The sequence below is a fragment of the Nocardioides sp. Z24_21 genome, assembly GCF_058134345.1.
This window is the reverse complement of the sequence record NZ_JBYTTH010000002.1, coordinates 337,349-358,911: the sequence shown is the minus strand read 5'-3', so window position 1 is coordinate 358,911 and position 21,563 is coordinate 337,349. Positions and strand designations below refer to the sequence as shown.

Sequence of the window (21,563 nt, the reverse complement as noted above, 5' to 3'; positions counted from 1 at the left end):
TCACGAGATGGCGCCCTGCGAGCGGCTGAAGAGGTTGTCGCAGGCGTACTCGGACTCGTCGACCTCGGGGGAGATGAAGTCGGCGACGTTGTCCTCCTGGATCAGGAACTGCTCAGCGAACCAGGCGCGCTCCTCGATGTCGTCGACCGAGAGCTCGCCGGTCGCGACGCAGTAGCCGATGGCCAGGCCGATGCCGCCCTGCCACGGGCCGTCGCTGGAGACGGTGGCGGTCATCGAGCCGTCCTCGATCGCGGTGAGCGCGTCGGGGACCGCGTCGATGCCGACGACGGCGACGTCGTCGCGACCGGCCGCCTTCAGCGCCTCGAGCGCGCCGAGGGCCATGTCGTCGTTGGCCGCCCAGATGCCCTTGAGGTCCTTGCCGTGCTTGGTGAGGAGCGTCTTGGTGACGTCGAGCGCCTCGGCGCGGGAGAAGTTGGCCGTCTGGTCGTCGAGCAGCTCGACGTCCGGGTTGGCCGCCAGCGACTCCTCGAGCCCGGCGAAGCGGTCCTTGGCCGCGCCGGTGTCCAGGATGCCCTGGAGGGCGATGATGCCGCCCGAGCCGCCGATGGCCTCGGCCAGCGCGTCGCCGATCTGCTTGCCCGACTCGACACCGTTGTAGGTGATGTGGCTGAGCCACTGGTCGTGGTCGGTGACGTTCATGTCGGCCGGCTTGTTCCACTGGGTGACGAGGTAGGCCCCGGCCTCCTGCGCGCCCTCGACGATCGGCGGGGTGTCGGAGTCGCCGTTCGGGAGGATGTTCATGACCAGGCACTCGGTGTCGCCCGCGAGCAGCTGGCTGATCTGCTCCTGCTGCTTGGTGGAGTCGCCGTCGTAGGTCATCCGCTCCTGGCTGAGGTCGACCGACTCGGCGAACGCGTCGCCGCCGTCGAGCCAGGCAGCCTCGTACGGGTTGGACTCGTTGCGGACCTGGCCCACGAGCTTGATGTCGGACGGGCTGCAGCCGCCGGCCTCGGCACCGCCGCCGGACGAGCCGCCACCTGCCTCCTCGCTGCAGCCGGTGAGGGCGGCGGCTGCCAGCGTCAGGCCGAGGACGGCCGCGGCTGGACGAGATGTGAACTTCATCATCGATCCTTCTTTCTTGGTGCCAGAGGCTGGCAGGGTTGAGGTCCGAGAGGGGGGTCGTGGTGCCGCGGGGGCGGCTCCGGGGGGGTGGACGTCCGGGTCGGGGACGGGTCGGTCAGCGGGCCATCCAGCCACCGTCGACGACCAGCACGTGGCCGTTGACGTAGTCGGCGGCGGAGGAGCTGAGGAACACGGCGGCGCCTGCGATGTCGGCGGCGGTGCCCCACCGTCCGGCGGGGATCCGCTCGAGGATGGACCGCGAGCGGTCCGGGTCCTCGCGCAGCGCGGTCGTGTTGTCGGTGGCCATGTAGCCCGGCGCGATGGCGTTGACCTGCACGCCCGCCGGGCCCCACTCGTTGGCGAGCGCCTTGGTGATCCCGGCGACGCCGTGCTTGCTCGCTGCGTACGACACCACCCGGATGCCGCCCTGGAAGGCGAGCAGGCTGGCGACGTTGACGATCTTGCCGCGGCCGCGCTCCACCATGGAGGCACCGATGTGCTGGGACAGGAAGAACAGTCCGCTGAGGTTGGTGTCGACGACGCGCTGCCAGGACTCCGGGGTCAGGTCGACGGTGTCCTCGCGCTCGATGATGCCGGCGTTGTTGACCAGGATGTCGACCTGGCGCGCGGCGGCGACCTCCGCGCCCACCCGGGCCACGGCGTCGTGGTCGGAGACGTCGAGGTCGAGGACCGCGGCCTCGCGACCGTGCGCCTCGACGGCCTTGCGCGTGGCGTCCTGGCTGCCGGGGCGTCCGAGCAGCACCAGGTCGGCGCCCGCCTCGGCGAGGCCGACGGCCACCGCCTGGCCCAGGCCACGACCGGCGCCGGTGACGACGGCCGTCCTGCCCTGCAGGTCGAACGGGGAACGACGCGAGGTCGCGGTCAGGGTGGTCACAGGTCGGCCACGTCGACGGGGGTCAGGTCGGTGTAGGTGTTGTTCTCGCCGGCCATGGCCCAGATGAAGACGTAGGACCCGGTGCCGGCGCCGGAGTGGATGGACCACGGCGGCGAGATGACGGCCTGGCGGTTGCGCACCACCAGGTGGCGGGTGGCGCCGGGCTCGCCCATGAAGTGGAAGACGCGGTCGTCCTCGTCGAGGTCGACGTAGAGGTAGACCTCGGTGCGACGCTCGTGCAGGTGCGGGGGGAAGGTGTTCCAGACCGAGCCGTCGGAGATCACGGTGAGGCCGAACTGGAGGACCGAGGTCTGGAGCTCCTGGCCCCAGGCGTAGCGGTAGAGGTTGCGCTCGTTGGCGCTGTCGGCGCTGCCCAGGGAGAGCGGCTCGACGTCCTGGTGGCTCAGGAACGTCGTGGGGTGGGTGGCGTGCGCGGGCGCCGAGACGAAGTAGAACGCCGCGTCGGTGCCGGTGAAGGAGACGTCGCTGCCGCGGCCCACGAAGATGCCGTCGAGGTGGCCGAGCTCGAACTTCTCCCCGTCCACCAGCACGTGCCCGTCGCCGCCGACGTTGACGACGCCCAGCTCGCGGCGCTCGAGGTGGGAGGTGGCGCCGAGCACGTCCCAGGCGGGCAGGTCGAGCTGCCCCCCGGCCGGGACCGCGCCGCCGATGACCATCCGGTCGTCGTGCGTGTAGACACCGTGCACCTCACCGTCGCGGAACAGGTCCTCGCAGAGGTAGTTGTCGCGCAGGTCGGCGCTGGTCGCCGTCTCGGCTCCCGACGGTGACGTGGAATAGCGAACCTGGATCACTTGTGGACACTCCTCGCGTCTCTGAACTTCGTTCCCGTGGCTGAACTGGGAAGGACGCTAGCGTGAGCACCATCACAGGTCAACACCAAGAAATCAATCCATGTACGTGAACCGTCCATGTATGTAAACTCTTGTCAACAGGGGTGCAGGCACCCCCGACGGTGGCGGCAGTGGCTGCTCCCGAACCCATCACAGAAGAGGCGACCCGCCATGAACCCATCTGCCGCGCCGACGCCCTCGGGCAGCGCCCCGGTCAAGTCCGCGGCACGCGCGTTGGACGTGCTCGACGACCTCGCCACCAACGGGCCCGGCACGCAGCTGCAGCTCGCCACTCGACTCGGCATCCCCAAGAGCAGCCTGCACGCGCTGCTCCGCACCATGACGGCGCGCGGATGGGTGCAGACCGACCCGACCGGCAGCGTCTACCAGGTCGGCATCCACGCGCTGATCGTCAGCTCGGCCTACCTCGACGGCGACCCCGTGCTGGCGCGCGCGAGCTCGTGCATGGACGAGATCAGCGCGGCGACGGAGGAGGCCGTCCACCTCGGCCGCCTCGACGGCGCCGACGTGGTCTACACCGCCAAGCGCGAGTCGATCCACCCGCTCCGCATGCACTCGGCAGTGGGCCGGCGGCTGCCGGCGTACTCCACGGCGCTCGGCCGCGCCATCCTCGCCGAGCAGCCCGTGGCCGTGCGCGAGGAGCTCATCCCCGAGGAGATCAGCGCACTCACGCCGCACACGACGACCGACAAGCAGCGCCTGCTCGAGATCGTCGAGACCGCGGCGGTCGCCGGCTACGCCGTGGAGCGCGAGGAGTCGTGCATCGGCGTGCGGTGCTTCGCCGTCGCCCTCCCCTTCGACCGCAACAGCGTCGACGCCCTGAGCGTGTCCGTCCCGATCAGCCGCCTCACCAACGGCCGCGAGGACTTCATCATCGAGACGCTGCTCAGCGTGAAGGCGCGGCTCACGCTCCTCCACAGCAACAGCATGGTGCGCTCCCCCGCCTGAGCCGTGCGGCTGGGCTACGCGGTGCCGCCGTCACCCGCCCGCGCGGGGAGGTCGGGCAGCACGAGGTTGAAGCGGCGCCGCTGGGCGCTGATCACCACGTCCTCGGACTCGGCGGCACCGGTGCGCGGGTCGAGCGCGGTGAGGACGTAGCGACCCAGCGGCGGCATCCCGATCTCGTAGTGGCCCTCCTCGTCGGTCCGGGTGGCGCCGGCGGCCTCGCCGGAGGAGTCGGTGAGCACGACGAGCGCGTCGCTGAGGGGCCACCCGCCACGTGAGATCACCCCCGCGACCGTGAGCCGCTGGTCGAGGTGCAGCACGGGCACGGCGTCGGGCGCGAGCTGGCGCAGCTCCGAGCGCGCCGCCCAGCCCTCGGCGGAGCAGATGACGAGGTACTCGCCGGCGCCCGGCAGCACGACCGACCAGCGGCCGTCGTTGTCGGTGCGGGCCCAGTCGGCCTGGCGCCCGCTGTGGTCGAGCATCGAGACCACCGCCAGTCGCGCCGGCCTGCCGTCCGGGCGCTGCACCCGACCTCGTACGACGACCTCGGCGCCGATGTCCGCGCGGCGCACGGCGTCGCCGCGCACCCCGGCCGCCGGCGCGCCGGGCACCTCCGGGGCGCCGGCGAGGACGGGAGCGATGCGGGCCGGGATCATGAACCCGACCCCGGCAGCGGCGAACGCGACCACCGCGGCGAGCCAGCTCATCGAGTGCAGGGCGGCCTCGGACGGATAGGCGTCACCGGCCACGACTCCCGCGGCCAGGATCGCGGCCACCGTCGCCGAGCAGGTGGACGTGCCGATGGCGCGGACGACGGTGTTGAGGCCGTTGGCGGCAGCCGTCTCGCCGATCGGCACCGACTGCATGATGAGCACCGGCATCGCCGCGAAGCTCACCGCGATACCGACCGAGACGATGCACACCCCGATCACGAGCTGGGCGAGGCTGGCGTCGAGCAGGACGCGGACGACGTAGCCGAAGCCGGTGATGCACAGACCCGCCACGAGCGTGATCCGGGCGCCGAACCGGCGGGTGATCGAGGCCGAGACCGGCGCCATCAGCACCATCAGCACGCCGCCGGGCAGCATCGCCAGGCCCGCCTCGGTGACGTCGAGGCCGAACCCGACGCCGGTGGAGGCGGGGATCTGCAGCTGCTGGGTGGCGACCAGGAGGTTGGTGAACATCGCGAAACCGGCGAGGAGGGAGGCGATGTTGGTGAGCAGCACCGGGCGCCGCGTCGAGGTGCGCAGGTCGACCAGCGGCTCGCCCGTGCGCAGCTCCCACGGCGCCCACAGCGCGAAGAAGAGGACCGCGACGGTGAAGGACAGGAGGGTCCACTGCGACGTCCAGCCCCAGGAGCCACCCTTGGAGATGCCGAGCAGCAGGGACGTCAACGCGACGGACATCAGCACCGCGCCGGTCCAGTCGAACCGGGCGGGCGTCCTGACCCCCGACTCCGGCACCACCAGCATGACCAGCGCCAGCATCACCGTGGACATCGCCACGCTGCCCCAGAACACCGCCTGCCAGTCGAACAGCTCGTAGATCACGCCCGACAGCGGCAACCCCACCGCACCCCCGATGCCCAGCGTCGCGCTCATCAGGGCGACGGCACCACCGATCCGCTCCGGCGGCAGCTCGTCGCGCATCATCGAGATGCCGATCGGGATCAGCGCAGGCGCGAAACCCTGCATGGCACGAGCCACGATGAGCACGGCCAGTGAGTCGCTCACCGCACCGAGCAACGAGCCGGCCAGCAGCACGAGGAGGGAGACCACGACCATGCGGCGCTTGCCGTGCATGTCGGCCAGGCGCGACAGGATGGGCGTGGCCACCGCACTCGTCAGCAGCGTGACCGTGACCAGCCACGAGGCGTTGTCGGCGGTCGTGCCCAGCAGCCTCGGGAAGTCGGGGAGCAGCGGCACGACCAGGGTCTGCATCAACGACACGGACGTGCCGCACAGGGCCAGCACGAGCACGATGAGGCCCGACCGGCTCGACCCCTCGGACTCCACCTGCGCGGTCGTCGCGGTCGCGGTCATCGGCATCCCAGCACGTCCGCTCGCATGGGGGCGACCCTAGTCGCGTCCGCGGACGATGCCTGTTCGGCCCCGATCCGTCCTGACGACGTGGCCGAGGTCGGCGGGCGGTCTCAGGTGTGGCGGCGGCTCGGGGGTCGGGTCGGGGATCGGGTGTCAGGTCACCGCGCACTGCGCGTGGACGGGGTGGCTGCAGCGACCTCCTTCGCCGACAGCGGCCGCCAGGGGGACGGAGTGTCGACGGTCGAGGGTGCTTGCGGGCTGACCCCCTGGGTCCACCACTGTGCGACGTAGGCCGTGCCACCCGACTGCACCCGGTCGCCCGCCTCGTAGACCTGCCGGGCGTTCCACTTCGGATAGGTCCCGGCGGGAACGCTGGCAGTGGGCTCGGGGGTCTCGCCCGGCAACACGGGGCCGACCAGTCGCCACGGCGTCGCAGATGCCGCGACGGTCGGGTCGTCCGGCACATCGCCGCTGGTCCACCACTTGGCCACGTAGACGTTGCGCTTCCAGACGACCCGCTGGCTCTCCACGTAGACCGTGTCGGCATCCCAGATCGGGTAGGGGCTCGTGGCGGGATCATCCGTCATCAGGGGGCTGGGGGGGACTGCCGTGGGCTCGGGGACCGGGGCGCCATCGAGCCTGCGGGACAGCACCCGCACGTACTCGCCCGGGCTCTGCGTCACCCCGCTGCACGAGTCGGAGACCTGGGTGACGTCGGGCCAGTTGCTGCTGCACTCGCGGTCACGGTTGAGCGACCACAGCGAGAGGCGTCCGAGGCGCTTGCTCGCAGCGAACGCGTTGAGGTGTTGGGCGTCGTCAAGGGTGAACACCTCGCCCTCCACGTCGCTCTGTCCCGCCATCGGAGTGGCGCCGAGCGCTCGCCACAGCTGCGCTTCGGTGAGGCGCTGCTCAGCGTCGTCGTAGAGCTGGGTGAGCTGGTCGTGGGTGCTGTTCAAGGCCGCCACTGCAGCCTCCCCGGTGGTCTGGCGCTGCCCGCGACTGTCCCCGAAGTTCATGGTCATGACGTTGACTCCTGCGAGGTCGACCTCGGCGCGGAGCATGCTTCGTACGACCTCGAGTCCGTCCTGGGTGAGGCCGTCGGGTGCGACGGGGAGCGTGAGCCACACCTTGACCCCCGTCTCGTCCTGCAGGCGCGCGATGGCCGCGCCACGACGCTCGTTGGCGGCCGTGTCGGACAGCGCCTCGCCCTCGATGTCGAGATCGATGACCTGCAGGTCATATCGCCGGACCACCGCGTGGTAGGCGTCGTACAGGTCGCCCACCTCGGAGCACGACGTCGCCAGCTCAGCGTTGGCCTGTCCGCCGAAGGACACCATCGGGGTCCCACCGAGCTGGTGCAGTCGCGCGATCCGCCGGTCCAGGTCGAGCTGCTCGTCGGCCTCCGCCAGTGAGTAGTAGGTGCCCCACGAGGGGGTGCAGGCGTCGCTGGCTGCCGCGACGACGAAGGACAGCACCGCGTTGACGCCCGCACCGTCCTGCGGCTCCTCGAACGTCAGGGACGGCGTCGCGGTCACGTCGACGTAGCCGGCGAACCACGAGTCCTGGGTCACTTCCACGCGAGCATCCTGGAACCAGCCCCAACCCCGCAGGGAGCCGAACGCCAACGCGGCAGCAACCACCAGCACGATGGTCACACGGCTCCACGACAAACGTCGTCCCTCGACCAGCTGCAACTCTTTACTCCCCCGCGCGCGCTGTGGATCCGGCCTTTTCAGCGCGCCCTCGCTCGCCTGTGATTACCCTACGAGGCGCGCCGGGGGCCGGCACGACAATCCACTTTCTTGTGCGGGGAGCGTTTTCGAGATGTCAGCCACCACCACCCCGGCGCGCGATGCCACCGACACCCACGACGTGCCTCGACGCCGGCGGCAGTGGGGCTCGGAGCGCCGCTCCGAGCCGCTGCCGATCGTCCACCCCCGGCCGAGCACTGCGAAGCTGACCTGGGGTCGGATCGCGATCACCGCGACGTGCCTGTTCTGGCTGGCGTACGTCGTCTCGTCGGTCGTGCGGCACTTCCTCAACGACGTCGGTGGATTCCGCTTCACCATGGAGGCGCTCTCCTACGTCACCGTGGTGACCGCCCTGACGTTCTCGGCCCTGATGTATCTCGTCGCTCGTCAAGGGGCGCTCACGAGGTTCCGGACCCATGAGCGCGTGCCGCGCGGTCTCCTGGACGGCCACTTCGACGACAGCCACGACTCCCTCACTGTCCTCATCCCGTCCTACGCCGAGGAACCGGACATCGTGCGACTCACCCTGTGGAGCGCGGCGCTGCAGGAGTATCCCGACCTCCGCGTGGTGCTCCTGATCGACGACCCGCCCTCTCCCAGTGACCCCGTCGACCGTGAGCGGCTGAACGCCACACGGGGGCTGATCGGCGACATCGAGGAGGCGATGGCCGTGCCCCACGCCCGGGCGGCTGCCGCGTACGGGGCGGCGCACCGGGAGCTGGGGGACGCGCCGTTCGCCAGCTCGAGCCAGCTGGCCGCGCTCGCGGCGGAGTACCGCGCCGCTGCCGAGTGGCTGGACCACATGGCCGACGAGGAAGTGGTGGCCGACCACGTCGCGGAGTTCTTCGTCGACCAGGTCCTCGTGGGACTGGCCAGCGAGCTCCGCCTGTCGCTGCTGGCCATCGAGGCGGCCCTCGACCAGGGAGGGCAGATGTCGGCGACTCGGCTCCGTGAGCTGCACCGTCGGCTGACCTGGATCTTCGGAGCGAAGCTGGACAGCTTCGAGCGCAAGAGCTATGCGTCGCTGTCCCAAGAGGCCAACAAGGCGATGAACATCAATGCCTACCTCGGGCTGATGGGCCGTTCCTGGCGGCCCACCCCGTCTGCGGAGGGGACGATCCTCGTCGAGGTGTCCGCGAGCGATGCGCAGGCCGGCGACATCACCGTTCCGGGCAGTGAGTACGTGCTGACCCTCGACGCCGACTCCCAGCTCCTGCGCGACTACTGCCTGCGGCTGGTCTACTTCCTGGAGCAGCCCGAGAACCATGACGTCGCGATCGCCCAGACCCCCTACTCCTCCTACCGGGGAGCGCCCACCCGTATCGAACGCATCGCCGGAGCCACGACCGACATCCAGCACATCCTGCACCAGGGCATGACCCACCACAACGCCACCTTCTGGGTCGGCGCCAACGCCGTGATCCGCCGGCGCGCGCTCGACGACATCGTCCAGGTCGAGACGGTGGCCGGCTTCGAGATCCGCACCTACATCCAGGACCGCACCGTCATCGAGGACACCGAGTCGAGCATCGACCTCGCCGCCGCTGGCTGGCGCTTGATGAACTACCCCGAACGGCTGAGCTACAGCGCGACCCCGCCGGACTACGGCTCCCTCGTGGTGCAGCGTCGGCGCTGGGCCAACGGAGGCCTGCTGATCTTTCCCAAGTTCTGGGCGCAACGCAGGTCGCGCGCCGCCGCGGGCATTCCCATCGGTTGGGGCGAGTTCACCCTTCGGTTCAACTACATGGCCTCGATCGCATGGGCATCGTTCGCGCTCCTCCTGCTGCTGTTCTACCCCTACGACGGCCGACTGCTCTCACCCCTCGTGGTCGGCGCCGCCCTGCCCTACTTCCTCTGCATGGCCAGCGACCTGCACCTGAGCGGGCACCGTCGGCTCGACGTGCTGCGGATCTACGGCTTCAACCTCGTCCTCCTCCCGGTCAACCTGGCCGGTGTGCTCAAGTCCATGCAGCAGGCATTCACAGGCGAGAAGATCCCGTTTGCACGCACTCCCAAGGTCCGCAACAGGACCGCGGCCCCCGGGCTGCACGTCCTCGTGCCCTACCTGGTGGTGATCTACGCGTTGATCACGGCCTGGCGGGGCTACACCCACGAGAACTGGGGGAACGTGGCGTTCGCGCTGTTCAACGCGGTCCTGGCTGCCGGTGCGATCCGCGCCTACATCGGCGTGCGCAACTCCCTCGCGGACATGACGATGGGGGTCGTCAACTGGCTCTTCGTGCCCGTGGCGTCACCGAGTCCGGTGACCCACAAGCCAGACACGCCTGGCCCCGTCGACTGGGAAGGCATCCTCTACCACGGCGACCGAAGGCTGAACCGGGACCTGCGCCGCAAGAAGGACCGACGCAGACGAGCCGCCAGCACCACCATGACGCCGCCTGCGCGTCGTTCCTCCCACGCGCGTCGGGAGGGCGGCGTGGGACTCACCAGCGGCCGTGGACCCGCTCCCTGAGGCGCCGGTCGTAGAGGTCGCGCACGAGGTTGAAGCGGCGTCGCTTGCCCCAGAACACCGCCTGCCAGTCGAACAACTCGTAGATCACGCCCGACAGCGGTCGTGCCCAGCAGCCTCGGGAAGTCGGGGAGCAGCGGCACGACCAGGGTCTGCATCAACGACACGGACGTGCCGCACAGAGCGAGCACGAGCACGATGAGGCCCGAGCGGCTCGACCCCTCGGACCCCACCTGCGCGGTCGTCGCGGTCGCGGTCATCGGCATCCCCGCACGTCCGCTCGCATGCGGCCGCCCCTAGCGTCGCCGAGCGGCCCCGGATCAGTCGGTGACCGGCAGGTGGAGCACCACCCGCCGCAGGAGCTCGGCGAGCTCGTTCTGCTCGTCCTCGTCGAGCGGGCGGAGGATGTCGCGCTCGCGGAGCTCCTCCCCCTCCAGCAGCGCATCGACCAGCGTGTGACCTGCGCTGGTCAGCTCGACGGTGACGCGGCGGCGGTCGTGCGTGTCGTGGGCGCGCCGGACGAGGCCCTTGTCCTCGAGGACCCCGAGGCGGGTGGAGGCGACGGCGCGAGAGACACCGAGCACCCGGGCGAGGGCCGATGGGCTCAGCTGGTAGGGCTCGCCCTGCTTGCGCAGCATCAGGAGCGTCTTGTACTCCCCGGGCGCCGCCCCGCCGGCGGCGACGCCGCGGGCACGGCCGTCGCTGACCTCGCGCACGATGCGGGCCATGCGCGCCAGGATCTCCTCCTTGATCGGGTCCAGCCCCGGGAGCTCGCGCGCCCACGTCTCGACGTGCTCGTCGACGACATCCCTCATGAGCCGAGAATGGCACAGCACGGTCCCGTCGCGCAGCGATGGTTCACCCGGGTGAACCATTAGCTGGCGGTCACTTCCGGTGGCTCACTACCGTCCCCGAGATGACGACGCCCACCTCGTGTCCTGCCCTCGTGCGCGGCGTCCGCGCCCTCCTGCGGGCCGGGAGGCTCGACGACGCGCGTGCGCTCGCTGCCGTCTCCGACGAGACGGACCCGAGCCTGTGCCTCGTCCTCGTCGAGCTCGACATCGCCGAGGCCTACCTCACCGGCGAGTCGCCCGATCCCGGCTCCGTCGAGCGCCGGCGACCGGTCATCGAGGCCCACGGGACCCAGGCCGATCGCTGGGACCTCGAGCTGCTGTCCGCCCGTCTCGAGTTAATCGCCCAGATCTTCCTGCCCGGCACCTCCCTCGCCTCCATGGAGGGTCGGGACCGACGTCGGGTCGACGACCTGCGGGCCCGCGTCGAGTCACTCCAGCGCACCAGCCCCGACCGGCGCCGCGAGGGCTGGGCGGACTTCTACCTGGGCGTCGTCCTCGACAACCTCTACGGCGAACGGCATCGGGCGCCTGTCCACTACGACCGGTGCCTGGCCGCCGCCGAGGACACGGCCGACGACGTGCTCCGCTACGAGGCGCTGCGGCACCTGGGCGACCACCGCAACGAGGACGGCCACGCCTCGGCCGCCCGGGAGATGTGGGAGGACTCCGCGGCCAGCGCGGCCCGGGCGGGCGCCGTGTCCAGCACGTTGTCCCAGCTGATCCTGCTCGCCGAGCTGGCCCGGGACCGCGGCGAGGTCGACGGCGCCAGGCTGCTGGCGGCCGAGGTCGCGCGGTGGAGCGGCAGCATCGGCGCCACCCGCCTGCGCGACCAGGCACTGGCCCTGGCCGGCCCTGCGCACGGCTGAGGCCGGCGAGGGCCCTCCGACCGCGGCGGTTCACGCGCACGATCCGGTGTCGGAGTGTCGACCCCGACAACGGGGGCGGGACTCACCAGCGGCCGTGGACCTGCTCCCTGAGGCGCCGGTCGTAGAGGTCGCGCACGCCGTCGACGAACGCGGCAGGCAGCTCCCCGACCTGCCCGGCGGCGGCGTTGGCCCGCGCCTGGTCCACGTTGCGCGCACCCGGGATGACCGTCGAGACGCCCGGCTGCTGCCAGACCCACGCGATCGCGGCCTGGGCCGGCGTGACGTCGAGCCCCGAGGAGGACACGAGCGCGGAGAACTCCTGCGCCGCCTCGACACCCGTGGCGTAGTCGACGCCGGAGAAGGTCTCGCCGACGTCGAACGCGCTGCCGTCGCGGTTGTAGGTGCGGTGGTCGTCCTCGGCGAACGTGGTGTCGAGGTCGTACTTCCCGGTCAGCAGCCCCGAGGCCAGCGGCACCCGGGCGACGATCCCGACGCCGGCGGCCCGGGCCGCGGGGAGCACCTCGTCGAGCGGCTTCATCCGGAAGGCGTTGAGGATGATCTGCACGCTGGCGACGCCGGGCCGGGCGATCGCGCTGAGCGCCTGCGCGCACGTCTCGACGCTGACCCCGTAAGCCGTGATGACGCCCTCGTCGACGAGGCGGTCCAGGACGTCGTACGTCGCGTCGTCGTCGATGACCTCGCTCGGCGGGCAGTGCAGCTGCACGAGGTCGATCGTGTCCACGCCGAGGTTGGTGCGGGACCGTTCGAGCCAGGAGCGGAGGTGGGGCTCGACGTAGTTGGCCGACACCTGGTCCATCCGCCGGCCGATCTTGGTCGCGACCGTGAAGCCGGCGTCGGGGTGCGCGTGGACGAAGCGGCCGACCAGCTGCTCGCTGCGGCCGTCGCCGTAGACGTCGGCGGTGTCGTAGAACGTGACGCCGGCCTCGGCCGAGGCCTCCAGCACGGCCATCGCGTCGGACTCGCTGACCTCACCCCAGTCGGCGCCGAGCTGCCAGGTGCCGAGGCCGACGACCGAGGCGGAGAAGGGCGTGCGCGGGAGGGGACGTGAGTCCATCGTTGCTCCAGTCATCAGGAAGGGCTCGAGAGGGTGCGGTCGGGGTTGCCGTAGTAGGCGTCCGGACCGTGCTTGCGGGTGAAGTGTCGCGCGAAGAGGTGGTCGGGTGACGAGGCCGCCGGGTTGAGCGTCAAGGTGCGCATCGCCATCTCGGCCACGGCCTCGAGGATCACCGAGTGCTCCACCGCCTCGGCGGCCGTCGCACCCCAGGTGAACGGGCCGTGGCCGGCGACGAGCGCGCCCGGCACGCCGAGCGCATCCGCCCCCATCGCCTCGACCAGGACGCGGCCGGTGTTGAGCTCGTAGTCGCGCCCACACTCCTCGGCCGTGAGGGTCCGGGTGATCGGCACGGGCCCGTTGAAGGTGTCGGCGTGGGTGGTGCCGAGCATCGGGACCGGCAGGCCCGCCTGGGCGAAGGACACGGCGTGCATCGAGTGCGTGTGCGCGACGCCGCCGAGACCGGCGTGCTCGAGGTAGAGCAGCCGGTGCGTCTCGCTGTCGGTCGACGGCTTGAGGTCGCCGGCGAGCACGCGCCCCGTCTCGACCTCGACGGGCACCAGGTGCTCCAGGGCGAGCTCGTCGTAGGGCACCCCCGACGGCTTGATGACGTAGACGCCGCGGTCGCGGTCGACGCCGCTGACGTTGCCCCAGGTCAGGGTGGCCAGGCCCTCTCGCGGGATCACCAGGTTGGCCGCCAGCACCTGGTGCAGGAGGTCGTCCGAGACCGGGCCCGACATCAGAGTCCCTCAGCGAGCCGGTGGTAGGCCGCGTTCCACCGCAGCTCGCGCTTGAAGCTGCGCGGGGTCGTCTCGTCGTCGATGACCACCAGCTCGACGCCGGTCATCTCGGCGAGGTCCTCGAACGCCTCGACCCCGACCGCCTTCGACAGCACCGTGTGGTGCGGGGCGCCCGCCATCAGCCACGCCTCGGCGGACGTCGACAGGGACGGTCGGGGCTCCCACACCGCGCACGCCACCGGGAGCAGCGGCAGGTCGGCGTCGGGCTCGACCACGTCGATGTCGTTGACCGTCAGGCGGAACCGGTCGCCCAGGTCGGACAGGCCGGCGACGACGCCGCGGCCCGGGTCGGCGGTGAAGCGCAGGCGGACCGGGTCGTCGCGGCCACCGATGGAGAGGGGGTGCACCTCGAGCGACGGCTTCCCGGTGGTGATGGTGGGACAGACCTCGAGCATGTGCGCGCCGAGGATCTTCTCCTGCCCCGGCACCAGGTGGTAGGTGTAGTCCTCCATGAACGACGTGCCGCCGGGCAGCCCCGCGGCCATGGTCTTGGCGGCGCGCAGCAGCACCGAGGTCTTCCAGTCGCCCTCGCCGCCGAAGCCGTAGCCGTCGGCCATCAGCCGCTGGACCGCGAGGCCCGGGAGCTGGCGCAGCCCGCCGAGGTCCTCGAAGTTGGTGGTGAACGCGCCGAAGCCTCCGGCGGTGAGGAACTGGCGCAGGCCGAGCTCGATCCGGGCGCCGTAGCGCAGCGAGTCGGCGCGCTCGGCGCCCGGCCGCAGCTCGGGCGCGACGGCGTAGGTGTCGACGTACTCGTCCACCAGCTTGTCGATGTCGGAGTCCGCGACCTCGTCGACGACGGCCACCAGGTCGTTGACGCCGTAGGTGTTGACCGAGACGCCGAAGCGCCGCTGCGCCTCGACCTTGTCGCCCTCGGTGACCGCGACGTCGCGCATGTTGTCGCCGAAGCGGGCCAGCTTGAGGTGCGACAGCTCGTGGCGACCCAGCGCCGCGCGCGCCCAGACCGCGACCCGCCGCGCGACGCCCGGCGAGTCGACGTGCCCGGCGACGGTCTTGCGGGCGACGCCGAGGCGGGACTGGATGTAGCCGAACTCCCGGTCGCCGTGGGCGGCCTGGTTGAGGTTCATGAAGTCCATGTCGATGGTGGACCACGGGAGCTCCATGCCGGCCTGGGTGTGCAGGTGGAGCAACGGCTTGCGCAGGGCGTCGAGACCGGCGATCCACATCTTCGCCGGCGAGAACGTGTGCATCCACGCGATGACACCGACGCACCCGGGGTCGGAGTTGGCGTCGAGCAGCTGCCGGTGGATCGACGCCGCGTCGAGCAGCACCGGCTTCCACACCACCGTGACCGGCAGGTCGTCGCTCGCGCCGAGGCGATCGGCGATGGCCCGCGACTGGGACGCCACCTGGTCCAGGGTCTCCGGGCCGTAGAGGCCCTGGCTCCCGGTCAGGAACCAGACCTCGGGGGTGGGGACGGACGTCATGCTCATGCGGGGTTTCCTCCGTGGGTGGTCGCAGCGGCGCGTCGGGCGACGGCGTCGCGCCGGATCGCCTTGAGCTGCCGCATCGTGGTGGTCGCGCGGCCGAAGTGGTCGTGCAGCGCGACGTACTGCTCGAACAGCGGGTCGTACGCCGCCGCGCGCGCCTCGTCGGGCACGTAGACGTGGCGCCGCACCTTGCCCATCTGCTTGGCGGCGCTCGGCACGTCGTCGTACGCCCCCGCAGCGACCGCGGCGTGGATCGCCGAGCCGAGCGCGGGTCCCTGCGCGGAGTCGATGATCGACAGCGGCAGCCGGGTGACGTCCGCGTAGACCTGCATGAGCAGGGCGTTCTGGGCGAGTCCGCCCGCGACGATGAACTCCTCGACCGGGACGCCGCTGTCGCGGAAGGTCTCGACGATCATGCGCGTGCCGAAGGCGGTCGCCTCGAGCAGCGCCCGGTAGACGTCCTCGGCCCGGGTGGCGAGCGTCTGGCCGACGACCAGCCCGGACAGCTCGTGGTCGACGAGCACCGACCGGTTGCCGGAGTGCCAGTCGAGCGCGACGAGCCCGTGCTCACCGATCTCCTGCCCGGCGGCGAGCCGGGTCAGGTGCTCGTGCACCGACTCACCGGCCGCCGCGGCGGCCGCGGTGTAGGAGGCGGGCACGCCGTGCTCGGCGAACCAGCCGAAGATGTCGCCCACCCCGCTCTGGCCGGCCTCGTAGCCCCAGAGCCCGTCGACGATGCCGCCGTCGACGACGCCGCACATGCCGGGCACCTCGCGCAGCACCTCGGCGTTCATCACGTGGCAGGTCGAGGTGCCCATGATCGCGACCATCTGGCCGGCGCCGACGGCCTGGGCGGCGGGCGCGGTGACGTGGGCGTCGACGTTGCCGACGGCCACGGCGATGCCCTCGGGCAGGCCGGTCCACGCCGCGGCCTCCGCGGTCAGCGCGCCGGCGCGCTCGCCCAGCGCGCCGATGCGGTGCTCGAGCTTGTCGGTGACGAAGTCGCCGAAGCCGGGCGCGAGCGCGGTGAGGAAGTCGGGCGAGGGGTAGGCGCCGTCCTGGCCCTCGAACGTCTGGAGCTGTCCCTTGTAGCCGGCGGTGCAGGCGTTGCGGACGTAGGCGCCGCACAGCTGCCACACGATCCAGTCCGCGGCCTCGACCCAGTGCTCCATCCGGTCGTAGAGGTCGGCGTCCTCCTCGAACAGCTGCAGCCCCTTGGCGAACTCCCACTCCGAGGAGATCAGCCCGCCGTAGCGCGGCAGCCAGCGCTCGTCCCGCTCGCGGGCGAGGTCGTTGATCCGGTCGGCCTGGCCCTGCGCGGCGTGGTGCTTCCACAGCTTGACGTAGGCGTGCGGCCGGTCGGCCAGGCCGTCGACCTCGTTGAGCGGGGTGCCGTCGGCGAGGGTCGGCACCATCGTGCAGGCGGTGAAGTCGGTGGCGATCCCGATCACCCGGGCGGGGTCGATGCCGGCGGCCCCGACGGCGGCCGGGACGGCGACGCGCAGCACCTCGCGGTAGTCCTCGGGCACCTGCAGGGCCCACTCCGGTGCCAGGGGGCGCTCCGTGCCGGCGAGATGGGCGGGCAGCGACCGCTCGAGCACCGCGTGCGGGTAGGGGTGGACGCTGGTGCCGAGCTCCGCGCCGTCGGAGACGCGGACGACGACGGCGCGCCCCGAGAGGGTGCCGTAGTCGACGCCGACGACGTACTGCTCGGTGCGGTCGGTCATGGGGAGGGTGTCCTCTCGACGGGTGCGGCGCTGCTGGCTCGCACCACGAGCTCGGGCCTGATGAGTCGGTCGGGGGCGGGCTCGTCGGCGATGGCGGCGCGCAGGATCTCGATGGCCCGACGACCGACGGCCTCGAAGTCCTGTCGGACGGTCGTCAGCGGCGGGATGAGGTAGGGCGCCTCGGGGATGTCGTCGAAGCCGACGACGCTCACGCCGCGCTCCCCGTCGGGCACGGTGCGGCCTGCCTCGCTCAGCGCCCGCAGGAGACCCAGGGCCATCTGGTCGTTGGCGCAGAAGACGGCGGTGACCTCCTCGTCGGTCGCGATCTCGCGCCCCACCTCGAAGCCGCTGGCGGCCGACCAGTCGCCGGTGACGTGCTGGGACGGACGGAGCCCGGCGGCGTACATCGCGTTCTGCCACCCCTGGAGGCGGGCGCGGGCCTCGGTCCAGTCCTGCGGGCCGGCGAGGTGGACGATGTCGGTGTGCCCCAGCTCGACGAGGTGGCGCGTGCCGAGCTCGGCGCCGGCCACCTGGTCGACGCCGACGGTCCACCGGGCCTTCTGCGGGTCGCCCTCGACGACGACCACCGGCACGCCCCACTGCTCCTGCGCCCGGGCGACGCCGACCGCGTCGTCGGTGGCCGAGATCAGCACGATGCCCTCGACGCCCTGGTTGCGCAGGTGGTCGATCGCGTCGACGAGCTCCTCCCGGGTCAGGCTCTGGAGGTTGGCCGAGCTGACGAAGTAGCCCGCGGCGCGGCCGGCGGCCTGGATGGTGCGGTGCACGGTCGAGGGACCCCAGTAGCCGCTCTTGGAGCCGATGACGCCGATGGTCGCGGACCTGCGGGTGACCAACGCGCGAGCGGCCGTGTTGGGGCGGTAGCCGAGCTGGCGGATCGCGTCCTCGACCTTCTCCCGCGTCGCCGGGCGCAGGTTGCTCTGCCCGTTGATGACCCGCGAGACCGTCTGGTGGGAGACCCCGGCCAGCCTGGCCACGTCGGCCATGACCGGCGTACGTCGCTGGTGCGCCGGCACTGCGTCCGGCGTGGGTGAGGACTCGGTCATGCCCGACGCCTGGTGGCGAAGCGCTGCACGACCACGAACGCCAGGAGCAGCACGCCGGTGATGATGCGGATCCAGTAGGAGCTCAGGGTCCCGTCGAAGGCGATGAGGGTCTTGATGATGCCGAGCACCAGCACGCCGAGGAGCGAGCCGAGGACGTAGCCACGGCCGCCGGTCAGCAGCGTGCCGCCGATGACGACCGCGGCGATCGCGTCGAGCTCCATGCCGATGGCGTGCAGGCTGTTGCCCGACAGGATGTAGAGGGAGAAGAGCAGGCCGGCCAGCGCGGCGCAGAAGCCGCTGATCACGTAGACGCCGACCTTGGTGGCCGCGACCCGCAGGCCCATCAGCATCGCCGAGCTCTCGTTGCCGCCGATCGCGTAGACGGTGCGGCCGAAGCGGGTGCGCGCCAGGACGTAGGCAGCGACGGCGACCACGACGAGCGCGATGATGGCGGTCCACCGGATGTAGTAGTCGCCGATCCACACGGTCCTGAACGCCAGCTCGGTGAAGGTGGGGTCCTTGATGGAGATCGACTCGACGCTGATCAGGTAGGTGAGCCCGCGGGCCAGGAACAGCCCCGCGAGCGTGGCGATGAACGGCTGGATGTCGAAGTAGTGGATGAGCAGGCCCATCAGCAGCCCGAGGAGGGTGCCCGTCGCGAGCACGGTGACCATCGACAGGTAGGGCGACCAGCCCAGGTCCAGCGTCTTGGCGGCGATCATCGTCGACAGCGCCACGACGGAGCCGACCGAGAGGTCGATGCCGCCGGTGAGGATGACGAAGGTCATCCCGACGGCGAGGACGATCAGGAAGGCGTTGTCGATCAGCAGGCTGATGAGCACCTGGGGGTCGGTGAGTCCGTCGTAGCGCAGCCCACCGAGGCCGTAGAGGCCGAGGAACAGCGCCGCGGTGGCGATGATCGGCAGGTAGCGCTGGGGCGGGCGGTAGGTCCGGACCCGGTCCCAGACCGATGCGGGCGGAACGGTGACGGCGCTCATCGGGCGGAACCTGTCTTCGCGAGGACGGGGGTGGGCGCTCCCGGCCGACGCACGCGCAGGAGGGCGCGCGCCTTCGGCGACTGGAGGAGGCACACCGCGATGACGACGATCGCCTTGAAGAGGTAGTTGACCTCCGAGGGGATGCCGATGTTGGGGATCGTGCGGGTCAGGGTCGCGATGAAGAGCGCGCCGATGAGGGTGCCCGCCAGCGAGAAGCGCCCGCCCATCAGCGACGTACCGCCGATGACGACCGCGAGGATCGCGTCGAGCTCGATCCACAGGCCGAGGCTGTTGGCGTTGACGGAGTTGGTGTTGGCCGCGATCACGAGGCCGGCGAGGCCTGCGCACAGGCCGGAGAACGCGTAGACGGTCCAGATGATGGTGCGGGCCCGCACGCCGGCGAGCCGGCTGGCCTCCGGGTTGATGCCGACCGCCTCGATCAGCATGCCGAGCGCCGTGCGCCGGGTGAGGACCGCGGCGAGGAGCACCATGCCGACCGCGACCAGGAAGGCCAGCGGCAGCGTCAGCACGAAGCCCGAGGCCAGGTCGCTGAACCAGGGGTTGTTGACGGTGGTGATCTGGCCGTCGGTGATCGCCATCGAGATGCCGCGCCCGGCGACCATGAGGATCAGCGTCGCGATGATCGGCTGGATCCCGAGGACGGAGACGAGGAAGCCGTTCCAGGCGCCCAGCGCGATGCACACGACGATGGCGTAGGTCATCGCCGCGACGGCCGTGCCGAGCGCGGCCTCGTCGCCGGCGCCGATGATCCGCGTGCAGGCGACCGCTCCCGCGATGGCCGCGATGGCGCCGACCGACAGGTCGATCCCCCGGGTCGCGATGACCAGCGTCATGCCGAGGGCCACGAGCATCACCGGCGCGCTGTTGCGCGCGATGTCGACGAGGTTGCCGTAGAGGTGGCCGTCCTGCATCCGCACGTCGAGGAACGCCGGCTTGGCGATCACGTTGACCAGCAGCAGCACCAGCAGCGCGAGCACCGGCCACACGAGCGGGTGGCGCAGCACCCGTTGCGCGCGGGTCGGGGACTCAGGCACGGATCGGCCCCTCCTCGCGGGCCTCGCCCGCGATGATCTCGAGGACGTCGCGGACGCTGACGTCGTCGTTGGTCTGCTCGTGGATCTTGCGACGGTCGCGCATCACGACCAGCCGGTCGCTGAGGCGCAGCACCTCCTCGAGCTCGGCGGAGATGAAGACGACCGCGAGCCCCTGCGCGGCGAGCTCGGCGACCTTGGCCTGGATCTGTGCCTTGGCGCCGATGTCGATGCCGCGGGTCGGCTCGTCGAGGATGAGGATCTCCGGCTGGGTGATCAGCCACCGGGCCAGCAGCACCTTCTGCTGGTTGCCGCCCGACAGGTTGCGCATCAGGGCGGTGGGGTCGGCCGGTCGGATGTCGAGGGCCTCGATGTAGTCCTTGACCAGGCGGGCCCGCGTGGCCTGCGGGATCGGGCGGAGCCAGCCGCGGGAGGCCTGCAGGGCGAGCAGCATGTTGTCGGCGACGGTCAGGTCGCCGACCACGCCCTCGGCCTTGCGGTCCTCGCTGGAGAACGCGATGTTGCGGTCGATGGCGTGGCGCGGGCTGCGGAGCCTGCGCCGGGTGGAGCGCACCGACAGCTCGCCGCTGTCGGCGGTGTCGGCGCCGAAGAGCAGCCGAGCCAGCTCGGTGCGGCCGGAGCCCAGGAGGCCGGCGATGCCGACGACCTCGCCCTCGAAGAGCTCGAGGTCGGTGGCCTCGAGCGTGTTCTTGCGTCCGATGCCCACCGCCTTCAGCAGGGAGGTGCCGGACTCGGCGTCCGTGTGCGGGGCGGCGCGGTCGAGCCGGTCGAGCACCTCGAGCTCGCGACCGATCATCAGGCGTACGAGCTCGAGCTGGCTGGTCTCGGCGACCATCCGCTCCTCGACCAGCGTGCCGTTGCGCAGGATGGTCATCCGGTCGGCGATCTCGTAGACCTGGTCGAGGAAGTGGGAGACGAAGACGATGGCCACGCCCTCGTCGCGCAGCCGGCGCATGACGGTGAAGAGCTTCTCCACCTCGTCGGCGTCCAGGCTGGAGGTGGGCTCGTCGAGGATGAGCACCTTGGCCTCGACGTCCACGGCGCGGGCGATCGCCACGAGCTGCTGCACCGCGATCGGGTGCTCGTCGAGGGCCGTGCGCGGGTCGATGTCGATGCCGAGGTGAAGGAGCGTACGGCGGGCGCGGCGGTTCATCTCGCGCACGTGGACCGCGCCGAGGCGGCGCGGCTCCCGTCCGAGCAGCATGTTCTCCGCGACCGTCAGGTTGGGCACCAGGTTGACCTCCTGGTAGACGGTGCTGATCCCCGCGGCCTGCGAGGCGGACGGCGAGGAGAACTCGTGCTCCTCCCCGTCGACGAGCACCGTGCCGGAGTCGATCGTGTAGACGCCGGTGAGCGCCTTGATGAGGGTTGACTTGCCCGCGCCGTTCTCGCCCATCAGCGCGTGCACCTCGCCGGGGAACAGCCGCACCGAGACCCCGTCGAGGGCGCGGACGGCGCCGAAGGTGATGGAGATGTCGCGCATCTCGATCACGGGCTGCCGGTCCGTCCCGGGCCGAGCGCCGTGCTCCGGCTGCGTCCTCATCTGGGTCATCTCGTTCCTCTCGGGCCTCCCGGGCCTCTCCGGCCTCTGGGGCTGATGCCG

Annotated in this window: 17 protein-coding genes; 3 read left to right on the top strand and 14 right to left on the bottom strand. The window is 71.2% G+C overall.

What is annotated here, in order from left to right:
* The 3 genes from AC3X7Z_RS08130 to kduI form a co-directional block, all read right to left on the bottom strand.
* Nucleotides 1-1,083 (bottom strand): sugar ABC transporter substrate-binding protein, encoded by a 1,083-nt coding sequence (locus tag AC3X7Z_RS08130; protein ID WP_186340016.1) that lies wholly within the window; start codon nucleotides 1,081-1,083, stop codon nucleotides 1-3.
* Between the two features lie 115 nt (nucleotides 1,084-1,198).
* Nucleotides 1,199-1,978: a 2-dehydro-3-deoxy-D-gluconate 5-dehydrogenase KduD gene (gene kduD / locus AC3X7Z_RS08125; RefSeq protein ID WP_489975601.1), complete on the bottom strand. Its 780-nt coding sequence runs from the start codon at nucleotides 1,976-1,978 to the stop codon at nucleotides 1,199-1,201.
* Nucleotides 1,975-2,790 (bottom strand): 5-dehydro-4-deoxy-D-glucuronate isomerase, encoded by an 816-nt coding sequence (kduI, locus tag AC3X7Z_RS08120; RefSeq protein WP_186340014.1) that lies wholly within the window; start codon nucleotides 2,788-2,790, stop codon nucleotides 1,975-1,977. The genes kduD and kduI overlap by 4 nt, the downstream gene beginning before the upstream one ends.
* Before the next feature lie 210 nt (nucleotides 2,791-3,000).
* Here kduI and AC3X7Z_RS08115 point away from each other — a divergent pair, with 210 nt between their 5' ends.
* A complete protein-coding gene (locus AC3X7Z_RS08115; protein WP_186340013.1) occupies nucleotides 3,001-3,798 on the top strand; it encodes an IclR family transcriptional regulator in 798 nt (265 codons plus the stop codon).
* A 14-nt stretch (nucleotides 3,799-3,812) separates the two neighbouring features.
* On the opposite strand, the gene AC3X7Z_RS08110 is transcribed toward AC3X7Z_RS08115, so the two are convergent.
* Both AC3X7Z_RS08110 and AC3X7Z_RS08105 read right to left on the bottom strand, forming a co-directional pair.
* On the bottom strand, nucleotides 3,813-5,837 hold the full coding sequence (locus tag AC3X7Z_RS08110) for an MFS transporter (protein WP_489975600.1): 2,025 nt from the start codon (nucleotides 5,835-5,837) through the stop codon (nucleotides 3,813-3,815).
* Between the two features lie 158 nt (nucleotides 5,838-5,995).
* Complete coding sequence (locus AC3X7Z_RS08105; protein ID WP_489975599.1) at nucleotides 5,996-7,414, bottom strand: carbohydrate-binding protein; 1,419 nt, start codon at nucleotides 7,412-7,414, stop codon at nucleotides 5,996-5,998.
* A 247-nt stretch (nucleotides 7,415-7,661) separates the two neighbouring features.
* Between AC3X7Z_RS08105 and AC3X7Z_RS08100 the strand changes: the two genes are divergently transcribed.
* Nucleotides 7,662-10,061: a glycosyltransferase family 2 protein gene (locus tag AC3X7Z_RS08100; RefSeq protein WP_489975598.1), complete on the top strand. Its 2,400-nt coding sequence runs from the start codon at nucleotides 7,662-7,664 to the stop codon at nucleotides 10,059-10,061.
* Nucleotides 10,062-10,378: 317 nt separating this feature from the next.
* Here AC3X7Z_RS08100 and AC3X7Z_RS08095 read toward each other — a convergent pair whose 3' ends face one another.
* Nucleotides 10,379-10,873, bottom strand: a complete 495-nt coding sequence (locus tag AC3X7Z_RS08095) for a MarR family winged helix-turn-helix transcriptional regulator (RefSeq protein ID WP_489975597.1) — start codon at nucleotides 10,871-10,873, stop codon at nucleotides 10,379-10,381.
* 101 nt (nucleotides 10,874-10,974) lie between these two features.
* On the opposite strand from AC3X7Z_RS08095, the gene AC3X7Z_RS08090 reads away from it, so the two are divergent.
* On the top strand, nucleotides 10,975-11,778 hold the full coding sequence (locus tag AC3X7Z_RS08090; protein ID WP_489975596.1) for a hypothetical protein: 804 nt from the start codon (nucleotides 10,975-10,977) through the stop codon (nucleotides 11,776-11,778).
* A gap of 82 nt (nucleotides 11,779-11,860) precedes the next feature.
* Here the strand turns inward: AC3X7Z_RS08090 and AC3X7Z_RS08085 are convergent, their stop codons facing one another.
* The 8 genes from AC3X7Z_RS08085 to AC3X7Z_RS08050 are packed head-to-tail and all read right to left on the bottom strand — an operon-like array spanning nucleotide 11,861 to nucleotide 21,512.
* Entirely contained in the window at nucleotides 11,861-12,853 is a 993-nt protein-coding gene (locus AC3X7Z_RS08085; RefSeq protein WP_489975595.1) for an aldo/keto reductase, read from the bottom strand.
* Nucleotides 12,854-12,867: 14 nt separating this feature from the next.
* Nucleotides 12,868-13,590 carry an L-ribulose-5-phosphate 4-epimerase AraD gene (gene araD, locus AC3X7Z_RS08080; protein WP_489975594.1) on the bottom strand — a complete coding sequence of 241 codons (723 nt, stop codon included), beginning with the start codon at nucleotides 13,588-13,590 and terminating at the stop codon, nucleotides 12,868-12,870.
* On the bottom strand, nucleotides 13,590-15,101 hold the full coding sequence (gene araA, locus AC3X7Z_RS08075; protein WP_489975593.1) for an L-arabinose isomerase: 1,512 nt from the start codon (nucleotides 15,099-15,101) through the stop codon (nucleotides 13,590-13,592). Before araA ends, araD begins: the two co-directional genes overlap by 1 nt.
* Nucleotides 15,098-16,825, bottom strand: a complete 1,728-nt coding sequence (locus AC3X7Z_RS08070) for a ribulokinase (RefSeq protein WP_489975592.1) — start codon at nucleotides 16,823-16,825, stop codon at nucleotides 15,098-15,100. The genes araA and AC3X7Z_RS08070 overlap by 4 nt, the downstream gene beginning before the upstream one ends.
* Complete coding sequence (locus AC3X7Z_RS08065) at nucleotides 16,822-17,889, bottom strand: LacI family DNA-binding transcriptional regulator (RefSeq protein ID WP_206054480.1); 1,068 nt, start codon at nucleotides 17,887-17,889, stop codon at nucleotides 16,822-16,824. The genes AC3X7Z_RS08070 and AC3X7Z_RS08065 overlap by 4 nt, the downstream gene beginning before the upstream one ends.
* Complete coding sequence (gene yjfF, locus AC3X7Z_RS08060) at nucleotides 17,886-18,887, bottom strand: galactofuranose ABC transporter, permease protein YjfF (RefSeq protein ID WP_489975591.1); 1,002 nt, start codon at nucleotides 18,885-18,887, stop codon at nucleotides 17,886-17,888. Before yjfF ends, AC3X7Z_RS08065 begins: the two co-directional genes overlap by 4 nt.
* The gene (locus tag AC3X7Z_RS08055) at nucleotides 18,884-19,942 is read right to left on the bottom strand and encodes an ABC transporter permease (protein WP_206054479.1); all 1,059 of its coding nucleotides are present in this window, start codon (nucleotides 19,940-19,942) and stop codon (nucleotides 18,884-18,886) included. Before AC3X7Z_RS08055 ends, yjfF begins: the two co-directional genes overlap by 4 nt.
* Complete coding sequence (locus AC3X7Z_RS08050) at nucleotides 19,935-21,512, bottom strand: sugar ABC transporter ATP-binding protein (RefSeq protein WP_489975590.1); 1,578 nt, start codon at nucleotides 21,510-21,512, stop codon at nucleotides 19,935-19,937. Before AC3X7Z_RS08050 ends, AC3X7Z_RS08055 begins: the two co-directional genes overlap by 8 nt.
* Nucleotides 21,513-21,563 lie beyond the last annotated feature (51 nt).